The 19343-nt window shown below is 63.7% G+C and carries 20 protein-coding genes and 2 tRNA genes; 11 read left to right on the top strand and 11 right to left on the bottom strand.

Annotated elements, in window-relative coordinates; genetic code table 11:
* Positions 1-297 precede the first annotated feature (297 nt).
* The 5 genes from PXJ20_RS08480 to PXJ20_RS08460 all read left to right on the top strand — a co-directional run bounded on the left by PXJ20_RS08480 (position 298) and on the right by PXJ20_RS08460 (position 4778).
* A complete protein-coding gene (locus tag PXJ20_RS08480) occupies positions 298-795 on the top strand; it encodes a hypothetical protein (protein ID WP_421029757.1) in 498 nt (165 codons plus the stop codon).
* A gap of 91 nt (positions 796-886) precedes the next feature.
* Positions 887-1180, top strand: coding sequence for an HPr family phosphocarrier protein (locus PXJ20_RS08475; protein WP_017774446.1), 294 nt, complete (start codon positions 887-889; stop codon positions 1178-1180).
* Between the two features lie 130 nt (positions 1181-1310).
* A complete protein-coding gene (locus PXJ20_RS08470; protein ID WP_017774447.1) occupies positions 1311-1508 on the top strand; it encodes a ribbon-helix-helix protein, CopG family in 198 nt (65 codons plus the stop codon).
* Positions 1509-1786: 278 nt separating this feature from the next.
* Positions 1787-3694, top strand: coding sequence for an OmpA family protein (locus PXJ20_RS08465; protein ID WP_421029756.1), 1908 nt, complete (start codon positions 1787-1789; stop codon positions 3692-3694).
* 328 nt (positions 3695-4022) lie between these two features.
* Complete coding sequence (locus PXJ20_RS08460; RefSeq protein WP_160167475.1) at positions 4023-4778, top strand: response regulator transcription factor; 756 nt, start codon at positions 4023-4025, stop codon at positions 4776-4778.
* Between the two features lie 94 nt (positions 4779-4872).
* Here the strand turns inward: PXJ20_RS08460 and PXJ20_RS08455 are convergent.
* Positions 4873-4957, bottom strand: a tRNA-Leu gene (locus PXJ20_RS08455).
* Positions 4958-5047: 90 nt separating this feature from the next.
* A complete protein-coding gene (hemN, locus tag PXJ20_RS08450) occupies positions 5048-6433 on the bottom strand; it encodes an oxygen-independent coproporphyrinogen III oxidase (protein ID WP_126877936.1) in 1386 nt (461 codons plus the stop codon).
* A 253-nt stretch (positions 6434-6686) separates the two neighbouring features.
* On the opposite strand from hemN, the gene PXJ20_RS08445 reads away from it, so the two are divergent.
* The 3 genes from PXJ20_RS08445 to PXJ20_RS08435 all read left to right on the top strand — a co-directional run bounded on the left by PXJ20_RS08445 (position 6687) and on the right by PXJ20_RS08435 (position 8659).
* Complete coding sequence (locus PXJ20_RS08445; RefSeq protein WP_421030944.1) at positions 6687-7010, top strand: YkgJ family cysteine cluster protein; 324 nt, start codon at positions 6687-6689, stop codon at positions 7008-7010.
* A 61-nt stretch (positions 7011-7071) separates the two neighbouring features.
* Positions 7072-7689, top strand: a complete 618-nt coding sequence (locus PXJ20_RS08440) for a DUF1439 domain-containing protein (RefSeq protein ID WP_421029755.1) — start codon at positions 7072-7074, stop codon at positions 7687-7689.
* 73 nt (positions 7690-7762) lie between these two features.
* On the top strand, positions 7763-8659 hold the full coding sequence (locus tag PXJ20_RS08435; RefSeq protein ID WP_421029754.1) for an undecaprenyl-diphosphate phosphatase: 897 nt from the start codon (positions 7763-7765) through the stop codon (positions 8657-8659).
* Positions 8660-8705: 46 nt separating this feature from the next.
* Here the strand turns inward: PXJ20_RS08435 and trmB are convergent, their stop codons facing one another.
* The 3 genes from trmB to PXJ20_RS08420 all read right to left on the bottom strand — a co-directional run bounded on the left by trmB (position 8706) and on the right by PXJ20_RS08420 (position 11919).
* On the bottom strand, positions 8706-9491 hold the full coding sequence (trmB, locus tag PXJ20_RS08430; protein ID WP_421029753.1) for a tRNA (guanosine(46)-N7)-methyltransferase TrmB: 786 nt from the start codon (positions 9489-9491) through the stop codon (positions 8706-8708).
* Between the two features lie 528 nt (positions 9492-10019).
* Positions 10020-10670: a hypothetical protein gene (locus PXJ20_RS08425; RefSeq protein WP_017774454.1), complete on the bottom strand. Its 651-nt coding sequence runs from the start codon at positions 10668-10670 to the stop codon at positions 10020-10022.
* Positions 10671-10911: 241 nt separating this feature from the next.
* Positions 10912-11919, bottom strand: a complete 1008-nt coding sequence (locus PXJ20_RS08420) for a GlxA family transcriptional regulator (protein ID WP_421029752.1) — start codon at positions 11917-11919, stop codon at positions 10912-10914.
* Positions 11920-12320: 401 nt separating this feature from the next.
* On the opposite strand from PXJ20_RS08420, the gene PXJ20_RS08415 reads away from it, so the two are divergent.
* On the top strand, positions 12321-12962 hold the full coding sequence (locus tag PXJ20_RS08415; RefSeq protein ID WP_017774456.1) for an HD domain-containing protein: 642 nt from the start codon (positions 12321-12323) through the stop codon (positions 12960-12962).
* 34 nt (positions 12963-12996) lie between these two features.
* Here the strand turns inward: PXJ20_RS08415 and PXJ20_RS08410 are convergent, their stop codons facing one another.
* The 4 genes from PXJ20_RS08410 to PXJ20_RS08395 all read right to left on the bottom strand — a co-directional run bounded on the left by PXJ20_RS08410 (position 12997) and on the right by PXJ20_RS08395 (position 15297).
* Entirely contained in the window at positions 12997-13221 is a 225-nt protein-coding gene (locus PXJ20_RS08410; protein WP_017774457.1) for a hypothetical protein, read from the bottom strand.
* 255 nt (positions 13222-13476) lie between these two features.
* Positions 13477-13551: transfer RNA gene (locus PXJ20_RS08405), tRNA-Gly, on the bottom strand.
* Positions 13552-13631: 80 nt separating this feature from the next.
* Positions 13632-14195 (bottom strand): YggT family protein, encoded by a 564-nt coding sequence (locus PXJ20_RS08400; RefSeq protein ID WP_017774458.1) that lies wholly within the window; start codon positions 14193-14195, stop codon positions 13632-13634.
* Positions 14196-14361: 166 nt separating this feature from the next.
* Entirely contained in the window at positions 14362-15297 is a 936-nt protein-coding gene (locus PXJ20_RS08395) for a Rossmann-like and DUF2520 domain-containing protein (RefSeq protein ID WP_026121360.1), read from the bottom strand.
* A gap of 309 nt (positions 15298-15606) precedes the next feature.
* On the opposite strand from PXJ20_RS08395, the gene PXJ20_RS08390 reads away from it, so the two are divergent.
* Positions 15607-15768, top strand: coding sequence for a hypothetical protein (locus tag PXJ20_RS08390; protein ID WP_168724576.1), 162 nt, complete (start codon positions 15607-15609; stop codon positions 15766-15768).
* 418 nt (positions 15769-16186) lie between these two features.
* On the top strand, positions 16187-16534 hold the full coding sequence (locus tag PXJ20_RS08385; RefSeq protein WP_233411300.1) for a hypothetical protein: 348 nt from the start codon (positions 16187-16189) through the stop codon (positions 16532-16534).
* A 113-nt stretch (positions 16535-16647) separates the two neighbouring features.
* Here PXJ20_RS08385 and PXJ20_RS08380 read toward each other — a convergent pair whose 3' ends face one another.
* Both PXJ20_RS08380 and PXJ20_RS08375 read right to left on the bottom strand, forming a co-directional pair.
* Positions 16648-17331: a LysE family translocator gene (locus PXJ20_RS08380; RefSeq protein WP_421029750.1), complete on the bottom strand. Its 684-nt coding sequence runs from the start codon at positions 17329-17331 to the stop codon at positions 16648-16650.
* A gap of 115 nt (positions 17332-17446) precedes the next feature.
* The gene (locus PXJ20_RS08375) at positions 17447-19027 is read right to left on the bottom strand and encodes a UbiD family decarboxylase (RefSeq protein ID WP_421029749.1); all 1581 of its coding nucleotides are present in this window, start codon (positions 19025-19027) and stop codon (positions 17447-17449) included.
* Between the last annotated feature and the right edge of the window lie 316 nt (positions 19028-19343).

Genomic DNA, 19343 nt, shown 5'->3' with positions numbered 1-19343 from the left:
GAGCGCCGGGTGACGGCCGCGCAAGGCTGCGCGTTTTGGCCTGAAATACGGAGAATCATGTGGTTATCACAACATGGTAATGCTGTTAGCATGCTAGCAGCTTTGCCGGTGAGATTCCACAAGGCCGGCCGTGAGGCCGAACGGCCAGGTTGACCTGCGACGTTATGTCCGTTGCGCGATTCATGGTGCACGGCCTCGCGCTATGCTAATTTCATGCACATTCGATGTGTCGCGTTACGGTGAGGAGCAGTTATGTCGCAGTCACAAGCCGGTCCTGGCTTTCCTGAACCTCACTGCATGCCGGACGAGCCGGATGCCGCCAATCCGCAGGCGCTTATCGGCGGCAAGGCAATCGAGGCGTCCGCGCCGCTTATCTCGCTCGACTACACACCGAGGTTCGTCCGTGATCTGACGGGCGAGCATGGGCTCATCGTCGTGGGCATGGGCCGTGCCGCCGAACGGGGCTTCCAGATGCTCTACCGCTTTGCCGGCGCGTGCGGCGGACTTGAGGCGCAAGGCGTCAATGTCGCGTTCGTTTATCCCAAAGAATCGGCGCGGCACGTTTTCGATGCAACGTCTGTTCGTGCGGCGCGCTATCGGGCGAAGCCCGTCCTGTTTCTGGACGCAAGCGGCAAGTTCTTCCTGGAGCCCGTGGAGCCGAGATCGCTGCATGTCGTGCAGTTGGATCGCGAGCTGCAACAGACCAGGGCGGCGCACGTGACGCTGACCGACGACAGCTGGGATGCGCAACTGCTCGCCTTTTTTGCCGGTGCCAGTGGCAATGGAGCGGTTTGAGGCTGAGGTGTGGCGGCCTGTTGCCGCGGCGACTTCGCAAGTGCCTCGCACGGGCGCAAGGAATCGGTTTGCGCTGACTTATCTATGAGGAATGGTGGTGATGGAAGGGTGGGTTGAGGTGGATCGTCGTTGGGGGCGGCCAGGATATGAGCCGACGACGGTGGCCTGCATTGCCTCTGGCTTCGTGAGCGAGATTGTCTGCTTTGCGAATGGCCGTTTCGTCAACGGCAAAGACGCGATGTCAGTCATGTCGCTGCGGGTGAGGCCCGGCACAGAAGTCCGCATTGTTGCGACAGGCCCAGACGAGGCGGCGGCAGTCCAGGCTGTTTGCGAAGTACTTGGCCCGCAGCGCGCCGCGGCCGACGTGTATCGACAAACGTGTTGACGCGCGGACGGACGATGAACGGGGCGTGCTGCTCTGTCTCGCTGTCTCTTGCCTTCGCAGCCGACGTTGCCCGGCGAGCGGCGTGTATTATAATTTGATTAACATACGTCAAATTCTTCCTCCGTCTGCCATGGAAACAAAAAGCGCCCGACTGACTGTTCTGATCGATCCCGTGAAAAAGGAGGCGTTCGAAAAGCTGTGCGCGGCGCAGGACCTTACGCCGTCGCAGGTCGTGCGCCAGTTGATCCGCGACTACCTCGAGCAGCACGGTGTGACGTATCGCACGCGCAGCACGCTCGGAGCGCGTCCGCGCCGCAAGTCCGCCTGAGTCCCTGAGCACCTCCGCGCGGTGCTTTCCCTTTCCCTCTATCTTCCGATCCGGCCGTAGACGCGTTCTCGTCACGGCTTCCTTGCAGGAGCCGTCCGGCACTCCGCCGTGTGCGCATCCATCGTCCTTGCGTTGGGTCTATCGCACCGGCGTACCGTAACAAACCTTGACAGTCTGGCCATCGTTCCACTGCTAAGGTGCAAGCGGTTTGTCAGCCTGTCTGCCGTCGGGAAAACGGCAGATCGGGCCGTCCGCTTGTTCCTGAGCAGGGGTTCGCATTGAAGCAGATCGATCTAGTACAGTCGACCAATCACACGTTTTCCGAGCCGGTCAGGAAGCAGCTATCCACGCAGATCGGTCTGTCGCCTGAGATTCTCGAACACATGGTGGGCTGTGCCGCGCCTGCCCTCGTGGCCTCGTTGATGGCGGCGGCGATCTCGGCCGAAGGTAACGCCGCGATTTTCGAGGCAGCCCGATCGAAGGAAGCGAATCCACATATCGCCGAAGAGCTGGTGCAGCTCACGGCCGCGACCGCTGGCATCAAAGACCTTGAGACAGCCGGCGACGCGCTGCTCACCCACGCTACCGGCCGGCGCGTTGCCGTGCTGGGCGATCAGGTGGCGGCGCAGACCGGGCTTCCCTCCCAGGCCACGCACGTGTTGACCGGCATGGTGGCCGCCGTGTTGTTCGGCGTGCTCAAGCACCATCTGCTGCTCGAACAGGCCCACGAGTCAGCGTTGCCCGCGATGCTTCGCGCACAGTTGTCGGCCGTCTCAGGTCGTATCTCCGATACCGTCGCGCAGGCCATGGGCTTTGCCGATGCCAGCGAGTTCCAGCGTTCGATTGCTTCCCGGCTGGGTGCCGCAACCCGTGCCGTGACCGCAGCGCCGGAAGTTGCTGCGCCGAGGCAGCCGGTAGCCGTTTCGCCAAGGGCTACCGCAGCGCGCTCTTCATCTGACATTGCGCCGATCGAAGCCGGGAAGGCGGGCAGATGGGCATGGCTTCTTTTCGCCATGCTTGCCATCGTACTGGGTGGGGTTTTCACGTGGAGCCGTCTGCACCCCGCAGGCGGGGCGGACGAGGCGAAGCCGGCCGCTGCTGCGGCCAGTTCCCAATCTGTTGCCGCGACCGGGTTGGGCGGAACGACTTCTGTGGGCGCGGTTACGGCAGCGAGTACGGTCGCCGCCAGCAGGCCGGTAGCGGTCGCTGGCCCGGCGGTCGCCAGCCAGGCCGTCGCGGGCGGCTCGGCGGCTGCATCCACTGCGGCCGCATCCGTGTCGGTCGTGCCTGCAACGGCAAGTGCGCCCGTTGGCGCTTCCGCGGTAGCGGGGAGCATCCCCCTTGTGTCTGCGCTGCGTTCCGGTGAGCCGCACCCGCTCGAGCACGATACTGTGCCCAAGGCGCAACTCGCATTCGGCGCGAGTCGCGCTGGCGTTCCGATGCTTGAGGCCGTTCTGAAGGACGAAACGGAGAAGGAGAAGCTTCTCGACGCGCTGGGCCGCAACGCCGCCGCGGGGCGCGTCCATGTCGACGTGAGGCTCGACGCGCATGTGGCGTCCGCGGGCTGGCTTGGCCACCTCGACGATCTGCTGGCGCCCATGACTGTTCCGGGGGCCGCATTGCGGATCGAGGGAACACGGATCGAGCTCGCCGGCGCTCTCGCTGCGAACGCATCGGACTGGCGCTCGCGTTTGCAGCGACAACTTGGTCCCATCTACAACATTGCGGTCTTCAACGCGGACGAGGCCACCACCTCGGCCACCGATGCTTACCTGCGCGCCATGGCCCACATCGTCGAGACCGACCGCCGCTGCGCCGCGCCAGACATGGCCGGCGTTCTCAACCTGCAGGTGATCGGATTCGCGAGTTCGAGCGGGCATGTGCCAGCGTCGGCAAAGGAATCGCTGACCGAGGCCGCGCAGTTCATGAAGGCTTGCGCGGATGGCGGCCATCCCGTTCGATTAACCATATCGGCGTTTTCGGACAACGCCGGAAATGCCGACGCGAACCTCCAGCTTTCACAGAAGAGAGCCCAGGCCGTGCGTGATTTTCTCGTGAGTGCCGGTGCGCCTGCTGATCAACTGACAGCGACGGGCTACGGCCGCGCGCAACCCGTCGCGAGCAATCTGACGCCCGGCGGGCGATTTGCGAACCGCCGCATCGTTTTTGCGGCGGACGAGCGATGAAATAGCGCGAGTAACGCTTGCGAGTTAGCTCCAGGTAAAACGAAATGCCATACCGGCCAGCGTATTCCTGGTTCGAGGGCGATTACCGCGGAAGTACCGTCCATGGCTCACCTTCGAGGTGGGCCTTTTTTGTGCCCATTTCGAGTAATTTCTCGATACACGTGCGATTGCCTCGGGTCAGGCGAGGCCATCTTCCTGTACAGAAAAGTTCAAAGATTTTCACCATTGATGATGCGGCCATTAAAGTCAGATTAAGCGGTGACGAGAATTTCATTCTCATACTGAATTGTTAATGGCCATTCGGCCAATTCTTGGAGATATTCGCGGAATGAAAATTCTTGTTCTTGAGAGAAATTTTCTGGATGCCGCGCTCATCCAGGACGCACTGATATCGCGCGGCTACGATGTCCATCACTTTAACGACGGCAGGCAACTCATCCGATACCTGGAAAATTCGACCGCGGATCTGCTGATATTGGACTGGTCGAGCGGGCCGTTCGCTGGCATCGAGGTGTTGGGCTGGGTTCGCGCGCGCATGGGGGTGTGGATGCCCGTGCTGTTCGCGACCAATCGTACAGCGGAGGAGGAAGTGGTTGCCGCGTTCGAGGCGGGCGCCGACGAATACATGATCAAACCGCTTAGGCGAGAGGAACTGGTGGCGCGTGTGGAGGCGTTGATGCGCAGGGTCGATTCACACGCGGCACAGTCGCACAGTTCACGCATCGAATTTGGATGTTATTCGTTCGATTTGCGTAACGGCACCATCGCAGTCCATGGCGAGCTCATTGATACCTCACCGAAGGAATTCGAACTCGCCTCGCTGCTATTTCGCAATATCGATCGAATCATGCCGCGTCATACGCTGATCAGATTGCTCTGGGGAAGCGATATGAACTTTTTCTCGCGAGGATTGGATACGTATGTCTATCGCGTGAGAAGGAAACTGCGTATCGGACGCGAATCCGGATTTCGCCTGCGTACGGTGTACAGCCAGGGGTATTGTCTCGAAAGATGCATTTGGGATCAGCCCTCACGATCCCCGATGACAAAAAGCATTGGGCTGCAAGTAGTGGCAGGGGTTTGAGCTTTCCGTCAGCGCTTGATCTATGTGCTGCGGCGCGGAGCCGCCATTAAACGCGCTTTTGCCCGACTGGGCCGGAGAGCCGAACAACATTTTTTGGTGCCCAGGGCCGGACTCGAACCGGCACGCCTTGCGGCGGGGGATTTTGAGTCCCCTGCGTCTACCTGTTTCACCACCTGGGCTTGTGTGGAGGCGCACGCACGGCAACCGCGCGTGGCGAAACGTGGATTATGTCGCAAATCTGTTTGCCGGGCAAGATGATGCCCACAGGCTCAGACTGTCCGCGAGAACCGCTCCATACGCTGCGTGCCGAGATAGCGGTCGAACACCATGGCGACGTTGCGCACCAGCATACGGCCGGCGGGCAGCACGTCCAGGCGGTTGCCGCCAATTGAAACGAGGCCATCGCGCTCGAATTCGCGCAGGCGCTCGAGTTCCTGCGCAAATGCGTTGCCGAAGCGAATGCCGTACGCCGCCTCGAACTCGTCGAAGCGCAATTCGAGGTTGCACATGAGCTGCGTGATGATGTCGCGGCGCAGCCGGTCGTCCGTAGTGAGGCGGATGCCGCGTGTGATCGCGAGGTGCCCTGCATCGATGGCCGCCGAGTAGGCCGGCAAGTCCTTTGCGTTCTGCGCGTACACATCGCCCACTTTGCCGATTGCCGAGGCGCCGAAGGCGATCAGATCACAGTCCGCTCGCGTGCTATAGCCCTGGAAATTGCGATGCAACGTGCGCTGCGCCTGGGCGAGTGCGAGCTCGTCGGTGGGCAGCGCGAAATGGTCCATGCCAATGTAGACGTAGCCCGCCGCGGTCAGCCGTTCGACCACGAGTCGCAGCAGCGCAAGCCGTTCCTGGGGCGACGGCAGTGCAGACGCGTCGATCTGGCGCTGCATCTTGAAAAGATGAGGCATGTGCGCGTAACCGAACACCGAGAGGCGATCCGGCGCGAGGGAGAGCATTGTGTCCAGTGTGCGGCTAAAGCTGTCGACCGTCTGGTGAGGCAACCCGTAGATCAAGTCGACGCTGATCGAGTGGAAACCCGTGGCCCGTGCCGCACGGATGACGTTCGTCGTGAGTTCGAGCGGCTGGATGCGGTTGACCGCTTGCTGCACCAGCGGATCGAAGTCCTGTACGCCAAGGCTGATCCGGTTGAAGCCGAGCGTGCGTAGCTGCACGATGGTTTTCGCGTTGGCTTCGCGCGGGTCGATCTCGATCGAGTACTCGCCCTCGGCGTCGGGGCGCAACGTGAAGTGCTCGCGCGTCGCGGCCATCAGTTCGGCCATTTCGTCATGCGAAAGGAAGGTGGGCGTGCCGCCGCCCCAATGCAGTTGCGACACCGGACGCGAGGTATCGAAGAGCGCGGCCTGCAGCGCCATCTCGCGCTTGACGCGCTCCAGATACGGCCTGGCTCTCGCGCGGTTCTTCGTGATGACCTTGTTGCAGCCGCAGTAGAAGCACACCGTGTCGCAGAACGGAATGTGGAAGTAGAGCGAGAGATCCGTGTCGCTGGCGCCGGGATCAGCCGCCGCGCGGGTGTAGTCGGCGATGTCGAAGTCGTCGCGGAACTGGAGCGCCGTCGGATAGGACGTATACCGCGGACCGTTCGCGCTGTACTTCGCAAGCAGTTCGGGGTGAAAGAGGGTGTCGGCTGCGGTCATGGGAGCTTTCCGGCTGATGCCTTGCACGATAGAGCGCTTTGGCGCTCCTGCATCTCATTCCGGGGCACGAACGCGTGCAGCGGGCCAGGATGAACTGGCAGCAGCGGCATGGAATCGTCGTGGTTGGCGGAGCGGTTGCGCATCGGGCTTCGGGTCTGGTCGATCTACGGGAGTGGCGATCCACCGCACTGTGCAAACGGTCGCACGGGTGGTCGATGGCACAATGTACTTCCGCAAAGCGGGCTGGATTTTGATGTATTGCAACTTTCTCCAAACCGGAAAGCCGTTGGTGAGTACCGATTCCCCCTTCAATGTGCCCGGCCATGCGTGTCGCCCGGGCTGCGGCGCGTGCTGTATCGCGCCGTCCATTACGACCCCCATTCCGGGCATGCCGCACGGCAAGCCCGCGGGCGTTCGGTGTATTCAGCTTTCGGACGATATGCGCTGCCGGATCTTCGGCTCGCCGGACCGGCCTGCCTGCTGCTCCGGCCTCAATCCTCAGGTGGAAATGTGCGGCGAATCGCGCGGCTCGGCCCTGACGTGGCTTGCTAACCTCGAGGCGCAGACTCGACCCTAACGTCAAACTCGCGGCGCGCGGGCATGGCCTGCCGCCAGCATCAGGAAACAGGAGATTTCATATGAATCGAACCGCTGCACCGGTTTGCCGGCCACCGCTTGGTCGGCCACCGATTTCCCGCCGCACCTTTCTGCTCGGGATGTGCGTGGCCGCCGGCGCCACCTTGTCGGTGACGGCGTGTGCAACGGGCATCTTTCCATTTATCCCCGACCACTACACGTTCTCCCAGCAGCAGGTGCAGGATGCGGTGCAGCGCAAGTTCCCGTACGAGCATTCGGTGTCGCAGGTCTTCGACGTGGCGCTCAGTCATCCGGTGGTGGGGCTGCTGCCCGACGCCAACCGCGTTTCCGTGCGGCTCGACGCGCATCTGGCGAGCCCGTTTCTGCGGCAGCCGGTTGACGGCGTCTTCACGCTGTCCAGCCAGCTCGCGTGGGATGAGGCCAGCCGTTCGGTGGTGCTGCATGAGCCGAGCGTCGACAACGTCGCGGTGAACGGCGACGCCGCGGCTTACACGCAGCAGATCAACGCGGCCGCTGGCGTGCTGGCTACCCAGCTACTGACCAACTATCCGGTCTACACCTTCAAGCCGGAGCAGCTTCAGTTTGCCGGGGTGAGCTACGAACCCGGTACAATCACTATCCTTACAAACGGCATACGCGTGCAGATCGTCGAGAAATGACGCGCGTGCGGCCGAAAGCGGGCCGCACGCAACCGTCGTGGCTCCGGCACGAATACTCTGGAGAGAGAGCCCGATGGATTGGATTCTGACCTGCAAGGCACTGATTTTGGGTTTGGTGGAAGGCTTGACCGAGTTCTTGCCCGTTTCGAGCACGGGGCACCTCATCGTCGTGGGTAGCCTGCTCGGTTTCAATAACGACGACGGCAAGACCTTCGACGTGGTGATCCAGCTGGGCGCCATCCTCGCGGTGTGCTGGGAGTTCCGCCGCAAGATCGCGGATGTGGTCGCCGGACTGGCGTCGAAGCCGGATGCGCGGCGCTTCACGGCGAACGTCGTCATCGCCACGTTGCCGGCCATCGTGCTGGGGCTGCTGTTCGGGAACGCCATCAAGGCCGTGCTTTTTTCTCCCGTATCGGTGGCCTTTGCGCTCGTTTCGGGCGGCGTGATTATTCTCTGGGCGGAATCGCGTCAGCGGGAACGCCGGGCCGTAGCGGCCGCTGCAGGCGCGGCGCCAGGTGGCAGCGCTGCGGCCGGCGTCATCGCTCAATCGGAGGCGCGTGTGCAGTCTATGGACGAACTCACGGCCACAGACGCACTCAAGGTAGGCTGCGCGCAATGCGCTGCACTGATTCCGGGCATGTCCCGTTCGGGCGCCACGATTATCGGCGGCATGCTGTTTGGACTTGACCGGCGCGTTGCCACGGAGTTTTCGTTTTTCCTCGCCATTCCGGTCATCTTCGGCGCCACGGTCTACGAGCTGTACAAAGGCTGGCACGCGCTGTCAGCGGATTCGCTCGGCCTGTTTGCCCTCGGCTTCGCCGCTGCGTTCGTCAGCGCGTTTGCCTGCGTGCGGTGGTTGTTGCGCTATGTCGCCGCGCATGACTTCACGGCTTTCGCGTGGTATCGCATCGGCTTCGGGCTCGTGATCCTGCTGATCGGCTATAGCGGCGGCCTCGATCTGGGCGAATGACGCGGACGTCGCGTGGCCCCCACGGGTGCGCGGCCAGTGTGTTCCGTCAGTCCGCGCGACGCCTGAAAATCAGATCCCACACACCATGACCCAGCCGCAGTCCGCGGCGTTCGAACTTCGTCACCGGCCGATAGTCGGGGCGCGGCGCGTAGTCCGGCGCGGTGTTTTCGAGCGTGGGCTCGGCGCTCAGCACCTCCAGCATTTGTTCGGCGTAGTTCTGCCAGTCCGTTGCGCAATGCAGGTAGGCGCCCGGCTTCATGCGTGAGGCGAGCAGCGCGACGAAAGGCGGCTGAATCAGCCGGCGCTTGTGATGGCGCGCCTTGTGCCATGGATCGGGGAAAAAGATGTGCACGCCGTCGAGGCTGCCGGGCGCGATCATGTGTTCCAGCACTTCGACCGCGTCGTGCTGCACGATGCGGATGTTCGTCAGCTCGTGTTCGCCTATGAGCTTCAGCAGCGCGCCTACGCCAGGCTCGTGCACCTCGACGCCGAGGAAGTCGTCGCCGGGACGATGCGCTGCGATTTCGGCTGTGCTGTTGCCCATCCCAAAACCGATCTCCAGCACGCGCGGCGCCTTGCGTCCGAAGACGACGTCCCAGTCCGGATGCTCGGCCGCATACGGCACGACAAAGCGCGGGCCCAGTTCGTCGAGTGCGCGGCGCTGGCCCGTCGAAACACGGCCAGCCCGCGTCACGAAGCTGCGGATGCGACGGCGGTGAAGCACATCGTCGGTTGCATCGTCCGCGGACGGATCAGGCTGCGGAGCTTCAGCGGACAGGTTTGCGTCAGGCGTGTTGCCGGGCAGTTCGGCGTCGTTCTGGTCGTGGATCATCGTGTGAGACTGCGTGTCTGGGACTGAGGTGAGCGTATGAGGCAGGGTTCTGGCGTCGCGTTCGGCCGCGGGAGCCCGTGGGGCGCGATAGCGAAAGACCGGCGGACGGAGCAACGACGAAAGGCGGCGTGTTTAGCGATGCACCGAAGCGCGATGCCGCCACCGTAGTTGACGCAGCGGATCGCAGCAGGTCGCCTGGCTGGAAAGCGCGCAAGGCGTACGCCGAATCGCAGTTGCGGGATGCGTCGCGTTGCTGCGGTTCATGCCACATGGCAAATCGCCCGCTTTTGCAGCGGTTGCCCGATTTCCATCAGCCCGCTCGCCGATCGCATCGAGGCGCGCCGGTACTTCGTCACCCATCTCTGCGCGATTCCACACTGTCGCGCCATATCGGTGGCGCCGTGTTCGTTGGTTTCGCAGGCGCGGATTATAGCAGCGCAGCCAGGCGGCCCTTGAACCAAGGGTCGCCTGGAATGTGTCGGCAGGAAGGGGGCCGCGGGGTCTGCTGGCGGCCAGAAAACAACGATCTCAGAAGCGGTAGCTCGCGCCGATCTGGACGATCGGATAGAAGCGGTAGCGCTGCACCGAATCGCGAATCTTTTGCTCTTCCCGCTGGATGTCGCCGTCCGCGAGCGCCTGCAGGTCGGGCGAGACGCTGAAGTCGACGCGCGGCCGTCCGTAAGCGACGCCCACATCCGCCACGAGCCCGAAGCCCTTGGCGGTCGGCTTGTGACCGAAGCCGATGCCCAGGTATGGCATCGCGACCGGGTACTTCACTGTCGTGTTCGCGTAGGCGCCGGGCAGCGCCGGGTAGGTCTTGCCGTTGAACGAGAACGTGCCGTTGGTCGGCACTGCGTTGCCCTGGAGCCGGTCGGCATCCAGAAGCAAGCCACCGGTCAGGCGGAACGAACTGCTCGCAAACGGGAACAGATCCAGATAGCCGCCGCCATGCAGGATGCGCAGATGCCCGTCGAACTCGTTGCCGCCTGCGTTGAACGAGTGACTGAAGGCGAAGCCGTTGACGTCGGCATGCAGGCCGAGCCAGTGGGTGACGCCGACTGCGAGGCCGGCGCCGCCACCTTGCGTGCCGCCTTGTAGATAGACTTCTTGTGCCGCGACAGGGCCGGCACAGAGCGCGCCGCCGAGTACGACAGTCGCGAGCGTGATCAGAATCTTCAAAGAACTTCTCCAGACGAATTGCGCGGTCAATGCAGTGCCGCGCAACGAGACTGTAGAGAGAGTCGCCGTAAAGCAATGCGTGGATAAGGGGGGCGTTGAGGGCGTAATTCCGCGGCAGTTGTGAGGCACCTGGGCGAGCCGCGTGTTGTGATGTTGTCCGAAACATTTAGGGCTCGGCCCCAACCGGAGTAGGCGTCGTGGCAGCTCCGCTCTCGTGCCGCCGCAAGGTAGAACTTGCCGGTCAGCGCGGTGGTTTCTCGCGCGCAACCTCGGTATCGCCATCACGTTGCAGTGTGGCGCGGAATCGCTCGCGATATTGCATCGGTGTCGCGCCGATGCGCCGCATGAAGACGAGCCGCATGCGGTCCGAGGTGCCGAATCCGCAGTCGTAGGCGATCGTTTTCAACGCGGCATTCGTGCTCTCCAGCAGCTTGCGCGCCGAATCCATGCGCGCCCGCTCGACGAACTCGTGCGGCGTGATGTTCGTCTGCTGGACGAACACACGCGCGAAGTGGCGGGCGCTCATGCCCGCAATTTGCGCGAGTTCGCTTACCGTGAACGATTCCCGGATGTGCGTCATCACGTGAGCCAGCACCTTGGCGACCGGCGATGTGTCGTCGGCAGGGGCTGTGAGGTAGGGGCTGAACTGCGACTGGCCGCCCTGGCGCTGCGCGAACACCACGAGCCGCTTCGCCACGGCAAGCGCAAGCTGCGGACCGTGGTCTTCAGCAACCAGAGCAAGCGTAAGGTCGATGCCGGCCGTAATGCCCGCGGACGTCACGAGCGGCCCGTCGTGCAGATAGATGCGATCGAAGTCCACGCGCGCTTGCGGAAACTGCTCGGCCAACTGTTGCGCGTGCTGCCAGTGCGTCGTGACATGGCGGCCTTCGAGCAGGCCGGCGCGGCCTAGTGCAAATGCACCTGTGCAGATGGAGCCGTAGCGGTTGCAGCCCGCGGCGACGCCGGAAAGCCATTCCGTAACGCCGGACGGTGCGTCGCCTCGCGGCAGCGCCGGCCCGCCGGCCACGAGCGCGAGATCGAAGCGGCGCGGCGCGCGCGCAAAGGTGTCGTGAGGCGCAAGCGTAAGGCCGTTGGAGGCACGGACGGCGCCTGCGGTATCGGCGAGCAGCATGACGTCGTAGCGATCTTCGGGCGCGAGAAACGCGTTCGCCTCGCCGAGCACGTCGACCGGGCCCGCGACGTCGAGCGCCTGCACGCCTGGAAAGATCGCAATCGCGACGGTGCGCATGAGGAAGAGTCCTTTGGATTCTATGGCGCCGGCTCAATTCGCCGCGACGCGCGCATCGGCACTCGCCATCGCGGCGCGCACGGCGATGCGTGCGGCAGAAGACAACGTGCGTTTGGCAGTGTCCGGCGGTCCGCCGGCGTTGCCCGAGGAAGCCCGTGCACCAATACTCGGTGGCATGGAAGTTCGCTTCCGGCGGGCAACGATGCACGAGCATAGCAAAGCCACTGGCGTCGATACGTGCCGGCACGCGCCTCGATTCCCGCACGGGCGCCTGCGCCCATGCCCACATCGAGCAGGGGGCGTTACGTCCTTCGTACGTGGCTGGATACGTCAGGCCACCGTCACAACTTGTCCGCGTCATCCGTACGACATGCGCGGGCTTATTCTCATCGAGGTTCCACATGACACAGACGATTGCCGGCATCAAGATTCCCGACAGCGCGATGGCGCGCGAAGCGACCGAACTCGTGCGCGACACGGAAACGGATCTGCTCTTTCATCATTCGCGCCGCGTGTTTCTGTTCGGCGCGCTGACGGGCGAGCGCAAAGGGCTCGCCTACGATCCCGAACTGCTCTACATCGGCGCGATGTTTCACGACATGGGGCTTGTCGAACCCTACAGCAGCAAAGACGAACGCTTCGAGGTGGACGGCGCCAACGCGGCGCGCGATTTTTTGCGCCGCCACGGTATCGGCGCCGCGGATATCGACGACGTCTGGGATGCCATCGCGCTGCACACCACGCCGGGCATCCCGAAGCACAAGCGGCCGGTGGTCGCGCTCGTGACGGCGGGAGTGGAGATGGACGTGCTCGGGCTCGCGTACCACGACTTCACGGACGAGCAGCGCCACGAGGTGACGCATGCGCATCCGCGCGGGCTGGGGTTCAAGGAGGGGATCATCCACGCGTTCGCGTGCGGAACGATGCACAAGCCGGAAACCACGTTCGGCAACGTAAAGGCAGACGTGCTGGCGCTCAAGGACCCGCACTATCACCGCGAAAACTTCTGCTCGATCATTCTCGGCTCGGCCTGGAAGGATTGAGACGCCCTGGACGGGCCGTCGGCGCGGCCTGCGCTTACAGCGATACGATGACGCGCATCGGCGTGGGACTGCCGAGTTCGAACTCGCGCGTGCGGCCGGCGCGCACGTCGAGCAGCAGGCGGTCGATCTGATTGACCGCCGCGCGCATGCGCTGAGCCTCCGTGGTCGACGACGAATGGTCGGCCTCGGCGAGCATCGATTGGCGGGTCTCGACGAGCAGGGAAATTGCACGCGAGCGCGACATGAAGAAGCGTTCCATCTGTGCAGCCACGCGAACGAATACGGGGAAAACGGATATTAACCGTACACAGACAATTGAGCCGCGTGGAAATTCCCAGCCGGGCAGGATGTGCCGCGTCACGATGCACGTGGTGTGGCGAACGCCCGAGGCGCCGTCGTTCGGCGATTGCCTGATTTGATCGGAATCGGAGTTTGGCAGTTGGGAGCGCGGATACCGCTGCTGCCGGGAGAGGTGCTGGCCGGTGTGGCTACCAGCAAGGCCTGTGGTGCCTGGTGGAGCGGGCGATGGGAATCGAACCCACGTCTCCAGCTTGGGAAGCTGGGGTAATAGCCATTATACGACGCCCGCGGAGCACGCAATTCTACGCGGTTTTGCCCGAATTCCGCAATCTCGCGCGCCGCAGGCGCGGCACACGAGCTTTACTGCATTCAAATGCCGAACAACGTGAGCGACACCGCCAGTCTCGTCACGACCATCAGGAGCACCTGCACGATCACGAAGAGCAGGATCGGCGACAGATCGACTCCGCCTACCTGCGGGACGACGCGGCGCAACGGATTGAGGAACGGTGCGGTGAGCTGATAGAGAATCGGCATGGCCGGCGAGCGCGGATTGAGCCACGAGAGCAGCGCCATCAGGATCGTCAGCCAGATGAGCAGGTTCAGCGCCCATTTGACCACCGTGAGCACGGCAACGAGGAGCAGCATGGGCAGCAGGCCGAGCGGTTCGACGCCGGCAATCAGCACCATCAGCACGACGTAGACGAGTGCCGCGATCAGCGCGGCGACCACGCTTGCCCAGTCGATACCGCGCGCACCCGGAATCACGCGCCGCAACGGCAGCACGAGCCAGTTGGTGACCTGCAGCACGGCGCTGGAGACCGGGTTGTACGGCGGCATGCGCACGAACTGCAGCCAGGCGCGCAGCAGCAAGGCGGCGCCGAACAGCGTGAAAACGGTATTGAGCAGAAAGCGGGCGATATCGCCGAACATCGCGTGTCCTTTTCTTTCAGGGCGCATCGATGGATGCGCCGGCCTTGTTGTCGAATGGTGTTCCGCGTGGGGCGCAGCCTCGCGTGAGCGCCCCGAAGGCATGCGCCCCGCGCCGCCTTCGCGCGGCAAATGGATGGCGCCGCGCCGGTCGTCACATTATCACGGCTTACTCGCCGCTTGCATCCGCCGGAATGCGGCCAAGCGTGCGCACGAGCGACGCCTCGACGGCGCTCGCCATCGTGTCGATTGTCGCGGGCGGCGCCTTGCGCCTGCGTGCGAGCTGGATGGCACGTCGTGTCATGAGCGCGTAGAGCGGCGCATGGTCGCCGCCCAGCGATTCGAGCAGCGCGAGCTGCTTTTCCACGACGCCCGCATCGCCGCGCGACACCGGGCCGGCAAGCGCATTGACGAGCCCTTTGTCGCGAGCGGTTTCGATCGTGCCGGAGAGCATGGGCAAGACGGCGCGCAGCGCATCGTTTTCGTCGAAACCGAGCTTGCGCCACAGGGCGACGCACTCTGCGAGGCTGCACAGCGCGAAGCTCGCCGCATAGTGTGCGGCGGCGTGGTACAGCATGCGGCCGCCCGGCGGGATCGAGAGCGGATGACAGCCGAGCGCGCGGGCGAGGTCCGTGAGGGCGTCCTTGAGACGACCATCCGCCTCGATGGTGACAGAGCAGCCGGCGATGCGCGCCAGGTCTGCGAGATTTCCGGCGAACAGGTAGAGTGGGTGAAAACCACCGGTCGCAGCGCCTTGGTCGCGAGCGGCTGAAAGCAATTCCACCGGCGACGCGCCGCTGCAATGCACGAGGGCCCAGGCGCCAGTGCGCGCGGACAAAGGGTCGAAGCGAAGACTGTTCGCTGTCGAACCGATGGCATCGTCCGGGACGGTTAGAAAGACGATATCGGCTGCGTCGACAACCTCTTGCGGGTCGTCGTACGCGGCACATTGCCCGATCTGACTGGCGAGCGCACGAGCCGACTCCGGCGTGCGACTCGCGATGGCCGCCACCGGATACCCGGCGCGCGAGAAGCCGTGCGCGAGACAGAACGCGATGCGGCCCGCACCGATGAAGCCGATGCGAGGTAGTGGGGACAGAGACATGGTTTCTGCTCCGACGAAATGAATACGGAAAGGGTGGAGTATCGCCCATCAAAAGGGCGATAACGGCGGCGGACGGCTGGTTTGGGCGGGCGTCGTCGGGCAACACGCTGTGGCGTGATGGCCGCTACGTTGCGACGGGCGCTTTCCTCAGAACAGTACTGGCCGAGTATGGCGGATGCCGCGGCTCATGTACGGGCCATGCCCTTGACGCAACGGAAACTGCGCACAATTTCCGCTCGGCTCCGGCTTTCCGTTGTGGTTGGTCGTCGTGTTGCTTCTATCCGGCAGTTCGTTTCGGGAGCGTTCACCATGAGCATCTTTTCTTACCGGAAACACCTGCGGTTCCTGACCCACTCGCAGCGCCGTCGGTGGTGGGACCAGAGAAAACGTCTGACGCCACGCGTGCAGATCGGCGGCGCCTACGTGCCGCCCAGCGTGAGCCGCGAATTCACCTACGTCAAAGTCGGATAGCGCCGCGGGCCCAGCCGGCGAATCGCTTATGAACAGACCCCGAGCGCCCGGCCACGTGCCGGGCGTTTTGTTTTTCCGTCAGGCGATTTGATGCTGCTGCCGGCTCTTCTTTCGTTCCGCAGCGGCGCGCAAGTCCAACACAACGGCATGACCCGTGCTGCCGGATCACAACACCACCACCCCCGAATTTGTAATTAAACATTACCGGTCCGGCGTGGGCCGCTGGCGGCGAGCCGGTAAGAACGCCTTTGACTATCGACACGGCACCGCAAATGTCTTGATTTATCTTGAATTCACATGGGCCGCGCGAATCCAATATGTAGCGGCCGTTCCTCCTGCTCGCCGACGCGTTCACGGACCTTGCAATTTGCAACAAATGGCGTCGGCGGCATAACGGCGTTTTCGTTACATTGAACGCATGACCGTACCGTCATGCGGGCCGGCAGGGTGCCGTGCCGCAAGGAGAAGAGAAGTGAAGAAGACCGTTTCGTTTGTCGTTGCCGCCGCGCTCGGTTTGGGGCTTGCGGGTGCGGCCGAGGCCCATGTGTCGATCGGCGTCGGCATTGGGGTGCCGCTGGCCCCTGCCTATCCTGTCTACGCTGCGCCCCCGCCTGTTTATTACGCACCGCCTCCGCCGCCAGTCGTCTACGCGCCGGCTCCGGCTTACTACTACGGTCCGCCGCCGGGCGTGGTGGTCGGCGGTTACTGGGGCCGGCCGTATTGGCATCACGGCGGCTACTGGGGACACGGCCACTGGAGGCGTTGAGCTTCGGCCAGATGCCGGCCGGCGGTCGATGCGGTCTCTTGTAACCGTATCGATGGCGCGCTGATACGAACGGCGCAACGTGAGGCTTCCCGCCCCGTTGCGCCGTTCTGCGTTTACAGCACGCCGTTGTTCTGCGCGTGATGCACGATGAGGTCGTGATATCCGTTCACGATCACGCTCCACGAGAAGTACGCAAAGAGCAGCGCGGAAAGAACGTGGCATGCGCGCAGCAACCCGGGCCCCGCCCGTTTGCGGCCGTGGCTCGCGAGGCTGCAGAGAAACAGCGTCCACGCGAGGCCGCCCAGGAAAAAGCCGCTGAGAAACACCGCGGCGCCGCTGGCGTTCGTTGCGCCGGACTTTGCGATGAGCGCGCCGCCCACCGCGGCGAACCACAGAATCGCAGTCGGCGACGAGAGGGCGAGCAATGCCCCGCGCGTGAAGCCGCGCGAGGGGCTGAGGTGCGGGGTACTGGCATCTGCTTCGCCGGCCACCGCGGGCGCCACGGCGGGGTTGACGGCCTCTCGCGCCATCTTCCATGTGAGGAACAGCAGAATGGCGCCGCCGCCTATCCAGACCACCCACCGTACCGGCGCGAACTGCAGAAGCGCGGCCATGCCCGCGAGCGCAAGCGCGGCGTAGATCAGATCACCCAGGCAGGAGCCGAGGCCTAGCCAGAATCCCGGCTTGAAGCCGTGTGTCAACGTGAGCGAGATCATCGCTACGTTGACGAGTCCAATGTCGAGGCACAGCGACAGCGAGAGAAAGAAACCGTCCGAGAACATCGAGAGGGCGGGCATGCGCGAACAAACTCCAGTTTCTGATTTGTTGTGACGACTCGCGTACAGGAATGCGCGGCCAGTCGCGAAAGCGGTCTGCACGTGACTGTGCCGCCGTCACGCGACCGTCGCTTTTTTAGCCGCCTCCGAGTCCGAGTTCGTCCCACAGGCGATCGATGCGCGCCTTGACCGCGCTCTCCATCACGATCGGGCGACCCCATTCCCGGTTGGTTTCGCCGGGCCATTTGTTCGTGGCGTCGAGGCCCATCTTCGAACCGAGGCCTGCCACGGGCGACGCGAAGTCGAGATAGTCGATGGGCGTGTTCTCCACGAGCACCGTGTCGCGCGCGGGGTCGATGCGCGTCGTGATGGCCCAGATCACTTCCTTCCAGTCGCGGATGTTCACGTCTTCGTCCACCACGACGATGAACTTCGTATACATGAACTGCCGCAAGAAGCTCCAGACGCCGAACATCACCCGCTTGGCATGGCCCGGGTAGCTCTTCTTCATCTGCACGATGGCCATGCGGTAGCTGCAGCCTTCGGGCGGCAGGTAGAAGTCGGTGATCTCGGGGAACTGCTTCTGTAGCAGCGGCACGAAGACTTCGTTGAGCGCGACGCCCAGCACGGCCGGTTCGTCGGGCGGCTTGCCTGTGTAGGTGGAGTGATAGATCGCGTCGCGGCGCATCGTAATGCGCTCCACGGTGAACACCGGGAACCACTCCTGTTCGTTGTAGTAGCCGGTGTGGTCGCCGTAGGGGCCTTCCAGTGCGTATTCATACGCGGCAGCGGCGCCTTTCGACGGACGCGGCGGCGCACCGTGCGGTGTCTCGGGAGTCACGTGCGGATCTTGCGGGTAGATGAAGCCTTCGAGCACGATCTCGGCGCGCGCCGGCACCTGCAGCGTATCGACGCCCGGCGTGAGGCACGACGCAAGTTCGGTACGGGCACCGCGCAGCAGTCCCGCGAACTGGTACTCGGAGAGCGTGTCCGGCACCGGCGTCACCGCGCCCAGGATGGTGGCCGGGTCTGCGCCGAGTACGACCGCGACGGGATATGGCTTGCCCGGGTTGCGCAGCGCGAACTCACGAAAGTCCAGCGCGCCGCCGCGGTGCGCGAGCCATCGCATGATGAGCTTGTTGCGTCCGATCAACTGCTGCCGGTAGATGCCCAGATTTTGTCGCACCTTGTTCGGCCCACGCGTGACGGTGAGCCCCCACGTGACGAGCGGCCCTGCGTCGCCGGGCCAGCAGGTCTGGACAGGTAACCTTCCGAGGTCGACGTCCGCGCCTTCCCAGACGATTTCCTGGCAGGGCGGCGAGCCAACCGTCTTCGGCGCCATGTCCCACACGGCCTTGGCGAGCGTGAAGAGCTTGCCCGCGTCCTTGAGGCCGCGTGGCGGTTCGGGTTCCTTGAGGGTCGAGAGCAACCGGCCCACGTCGCGCAGCGACTCCAGCGCGGCACCTTCGCCATCGGACTCCGACGCGTCGACGCCCATGCCGAGCGCCACGCGCCGCGGCGTGCCGAACAGGTTGCCGAGCACCGGGAACCCATGCTGACCGCGATGCTCGAACAGCAGCGCGGGGCCGCCGGCCCGGAGCACACGGTCGCATAGCTCGGTCATTTCCAGCACGGGCGACACGGGCTGGGCGATGCGGCGTAGTTCGCCGAGCGTCTCGAGGCGGCTGATGAAGTCGCGCAGGTCTTTGTATTTCATTCGGATGGGTCAAGGCCGCGCGAGTGCGGCGAGGCCGAAGAGGTGAGCGAAACAGACGGACGACAGGGTGCGTTCCCGGCGTCCAAAACGGTTGTCGATTTTACCTGCGTTACCCGCCGCACGTTGGCGGCGGAAATCGCGATGGGCCGGAAACGCGCTCAGTGAGCGGTTCTCCACGCGCTGAACAGCGTTCATTATTACATTTAGTTATAGTTGTGACGGGCTATAGTGTTGACGATCTATAAAACCCTGCTAGAATCGCTCGACATTGGTTGCAGGGCTTGAATTCTTTACCATCGCCCCCGGTCCTTCAGAC

This window comes from Paraburkholderia sp. A1RI_3L (assembly GCF_048957895.1).
In the GTDB taxonomy this organism is placed as follows: domain Bacteria; phylum Pseudomonadota; class Gammaproteobacteria; order Burkholderiales; family Burkholderiaceae; genus Paraburkholderia; species Paraburkholderia kururiensis.
Note: the sequence above shows the minus strand (reverse complement) of the source record. Positions and strands in the feature narration are given on the sequence as shown.

Coding starts and splice junctions, on each gene's coding strand:
- PXJ20_RS08480 (WP_421029757.1), top strand. CDS start 298: ATGCCGGACGAGCCGGATGCCGCCAATCCGCAGGCGCTTATCGGCGGC.
- PXJ20_RS08390 (WP_168724576.1), top strand. CDS start 15,607: ATGAGCATCTTTTCTTACCGGAAACACCTGCGGTTCCTGACCCACTCG.
- PXJ20_RS08435 (WP_421029754.1), top strand. CDS start 7,763: ATGGATTGGATTCTGACCTGCAAGGCACTGATTTTGGGTTTGGTGGAA.
- PXJ20_RS08445 (WP_421030944.1), top strand. CDS start 6,687: ATGTATTGCAACTTTCTCCAAACCGGAAAGCCGTTGGTGAGTACCGAT.
- PXJ20_RS08460 (WP_160167475.1), top strand. CDS start 4,023: ATGAAAATTCTTGTTCTTGAGAGAAATTTTCTGGATGCCGCGCTCATC.
- PXJ20_RS08400 (WP_017774458.1), bottom strand. CDS start 14,195: ATGTTCGGCGATATCGCCCGCTTTCTGCTCAATACCGTTTTCACGCTG.
- PXJ20_RS08375 (WP_421029749.1), bottom strand. CDS start 19,027: ATGAAATACAAAGACCTGCGCGACTTCATCAGCCGCCTCGAGACGCTC.
- PXJ20_RS08420 (WP_421029752.1), bottom strand. CDS start 11,919: ATGCGCACCGTCGCGATTGCGATCTTTCCAGGCGTGCAGGCGCTCGAC.
- hemN (WP_126877936.1), bottom strand. CDS start 6,433: ATGACCGCAGCCGACACCCTCTTTCACCCCGAACTGCTTGCGAAGTAC.
- PXJ20_RS08385 (WP_233411300.1), top strand. CDS start 16,187: ATGACCGTACCGTCATGCGGGCCGGCAGGGTGCCGTGCCGCAAGGAGA.
- PXJ20_RS08395 (WP_026121360.1), bottom strand. CDS start 15,297: ATGTCTCTGTCCCCACTACCTCGCATCGGCTTCATCGGTGCGGGCCGC.
- PXJ20_RS08380 (WP_421029750.1), bottom strand. CDS start 17,331: ATGCCCGCCCTCTCGATGTTCTCGGACGGTTTCTTTCTCTCGCTGTCG.
- PXJ20_RS08470 (WP_017774447.1), top strand. CDS start 1,311: ATGGAAACAAAAAGCGCCCGACTGACTGTTCTGATCGATCCCGTGAAA.
- trmB (WP_421029753.1), bottom strand. CDS start 9,491: ATGATCCACGACCAGAACGACGCCGAACTGCCCGGCAACACGCCTGAC.
- PXJ20_RS08440 (WP_421029755.1), top strand. CDS start 7,072: ATGAATCGAACCGCTGCACCGGTTTGCCGGCCACCGCTTGGTCGGCCA.
- PXJ20_RS08410 (WP_017774457.1), bottom strand. CDS start 13,221: ATGGAACGCTTCTTCATGTCGCGCTCGCGTGCAATTTCCCTGCTCGTC.
- PXJ20_RS08415 (WP_017774456.1), top strand. CDS start 12,321: ATGACACAGACGATTGCCGGCATCAAGATTCCCGACAGCGCGATGGCG.
- PXJ20_RS08475 (WP_017774446.1), top strand. CDS start 887: ATGGTGGTGATGGAAGGGTGGGTTGAGGTGGATCGTCGTTGGGGGCGG.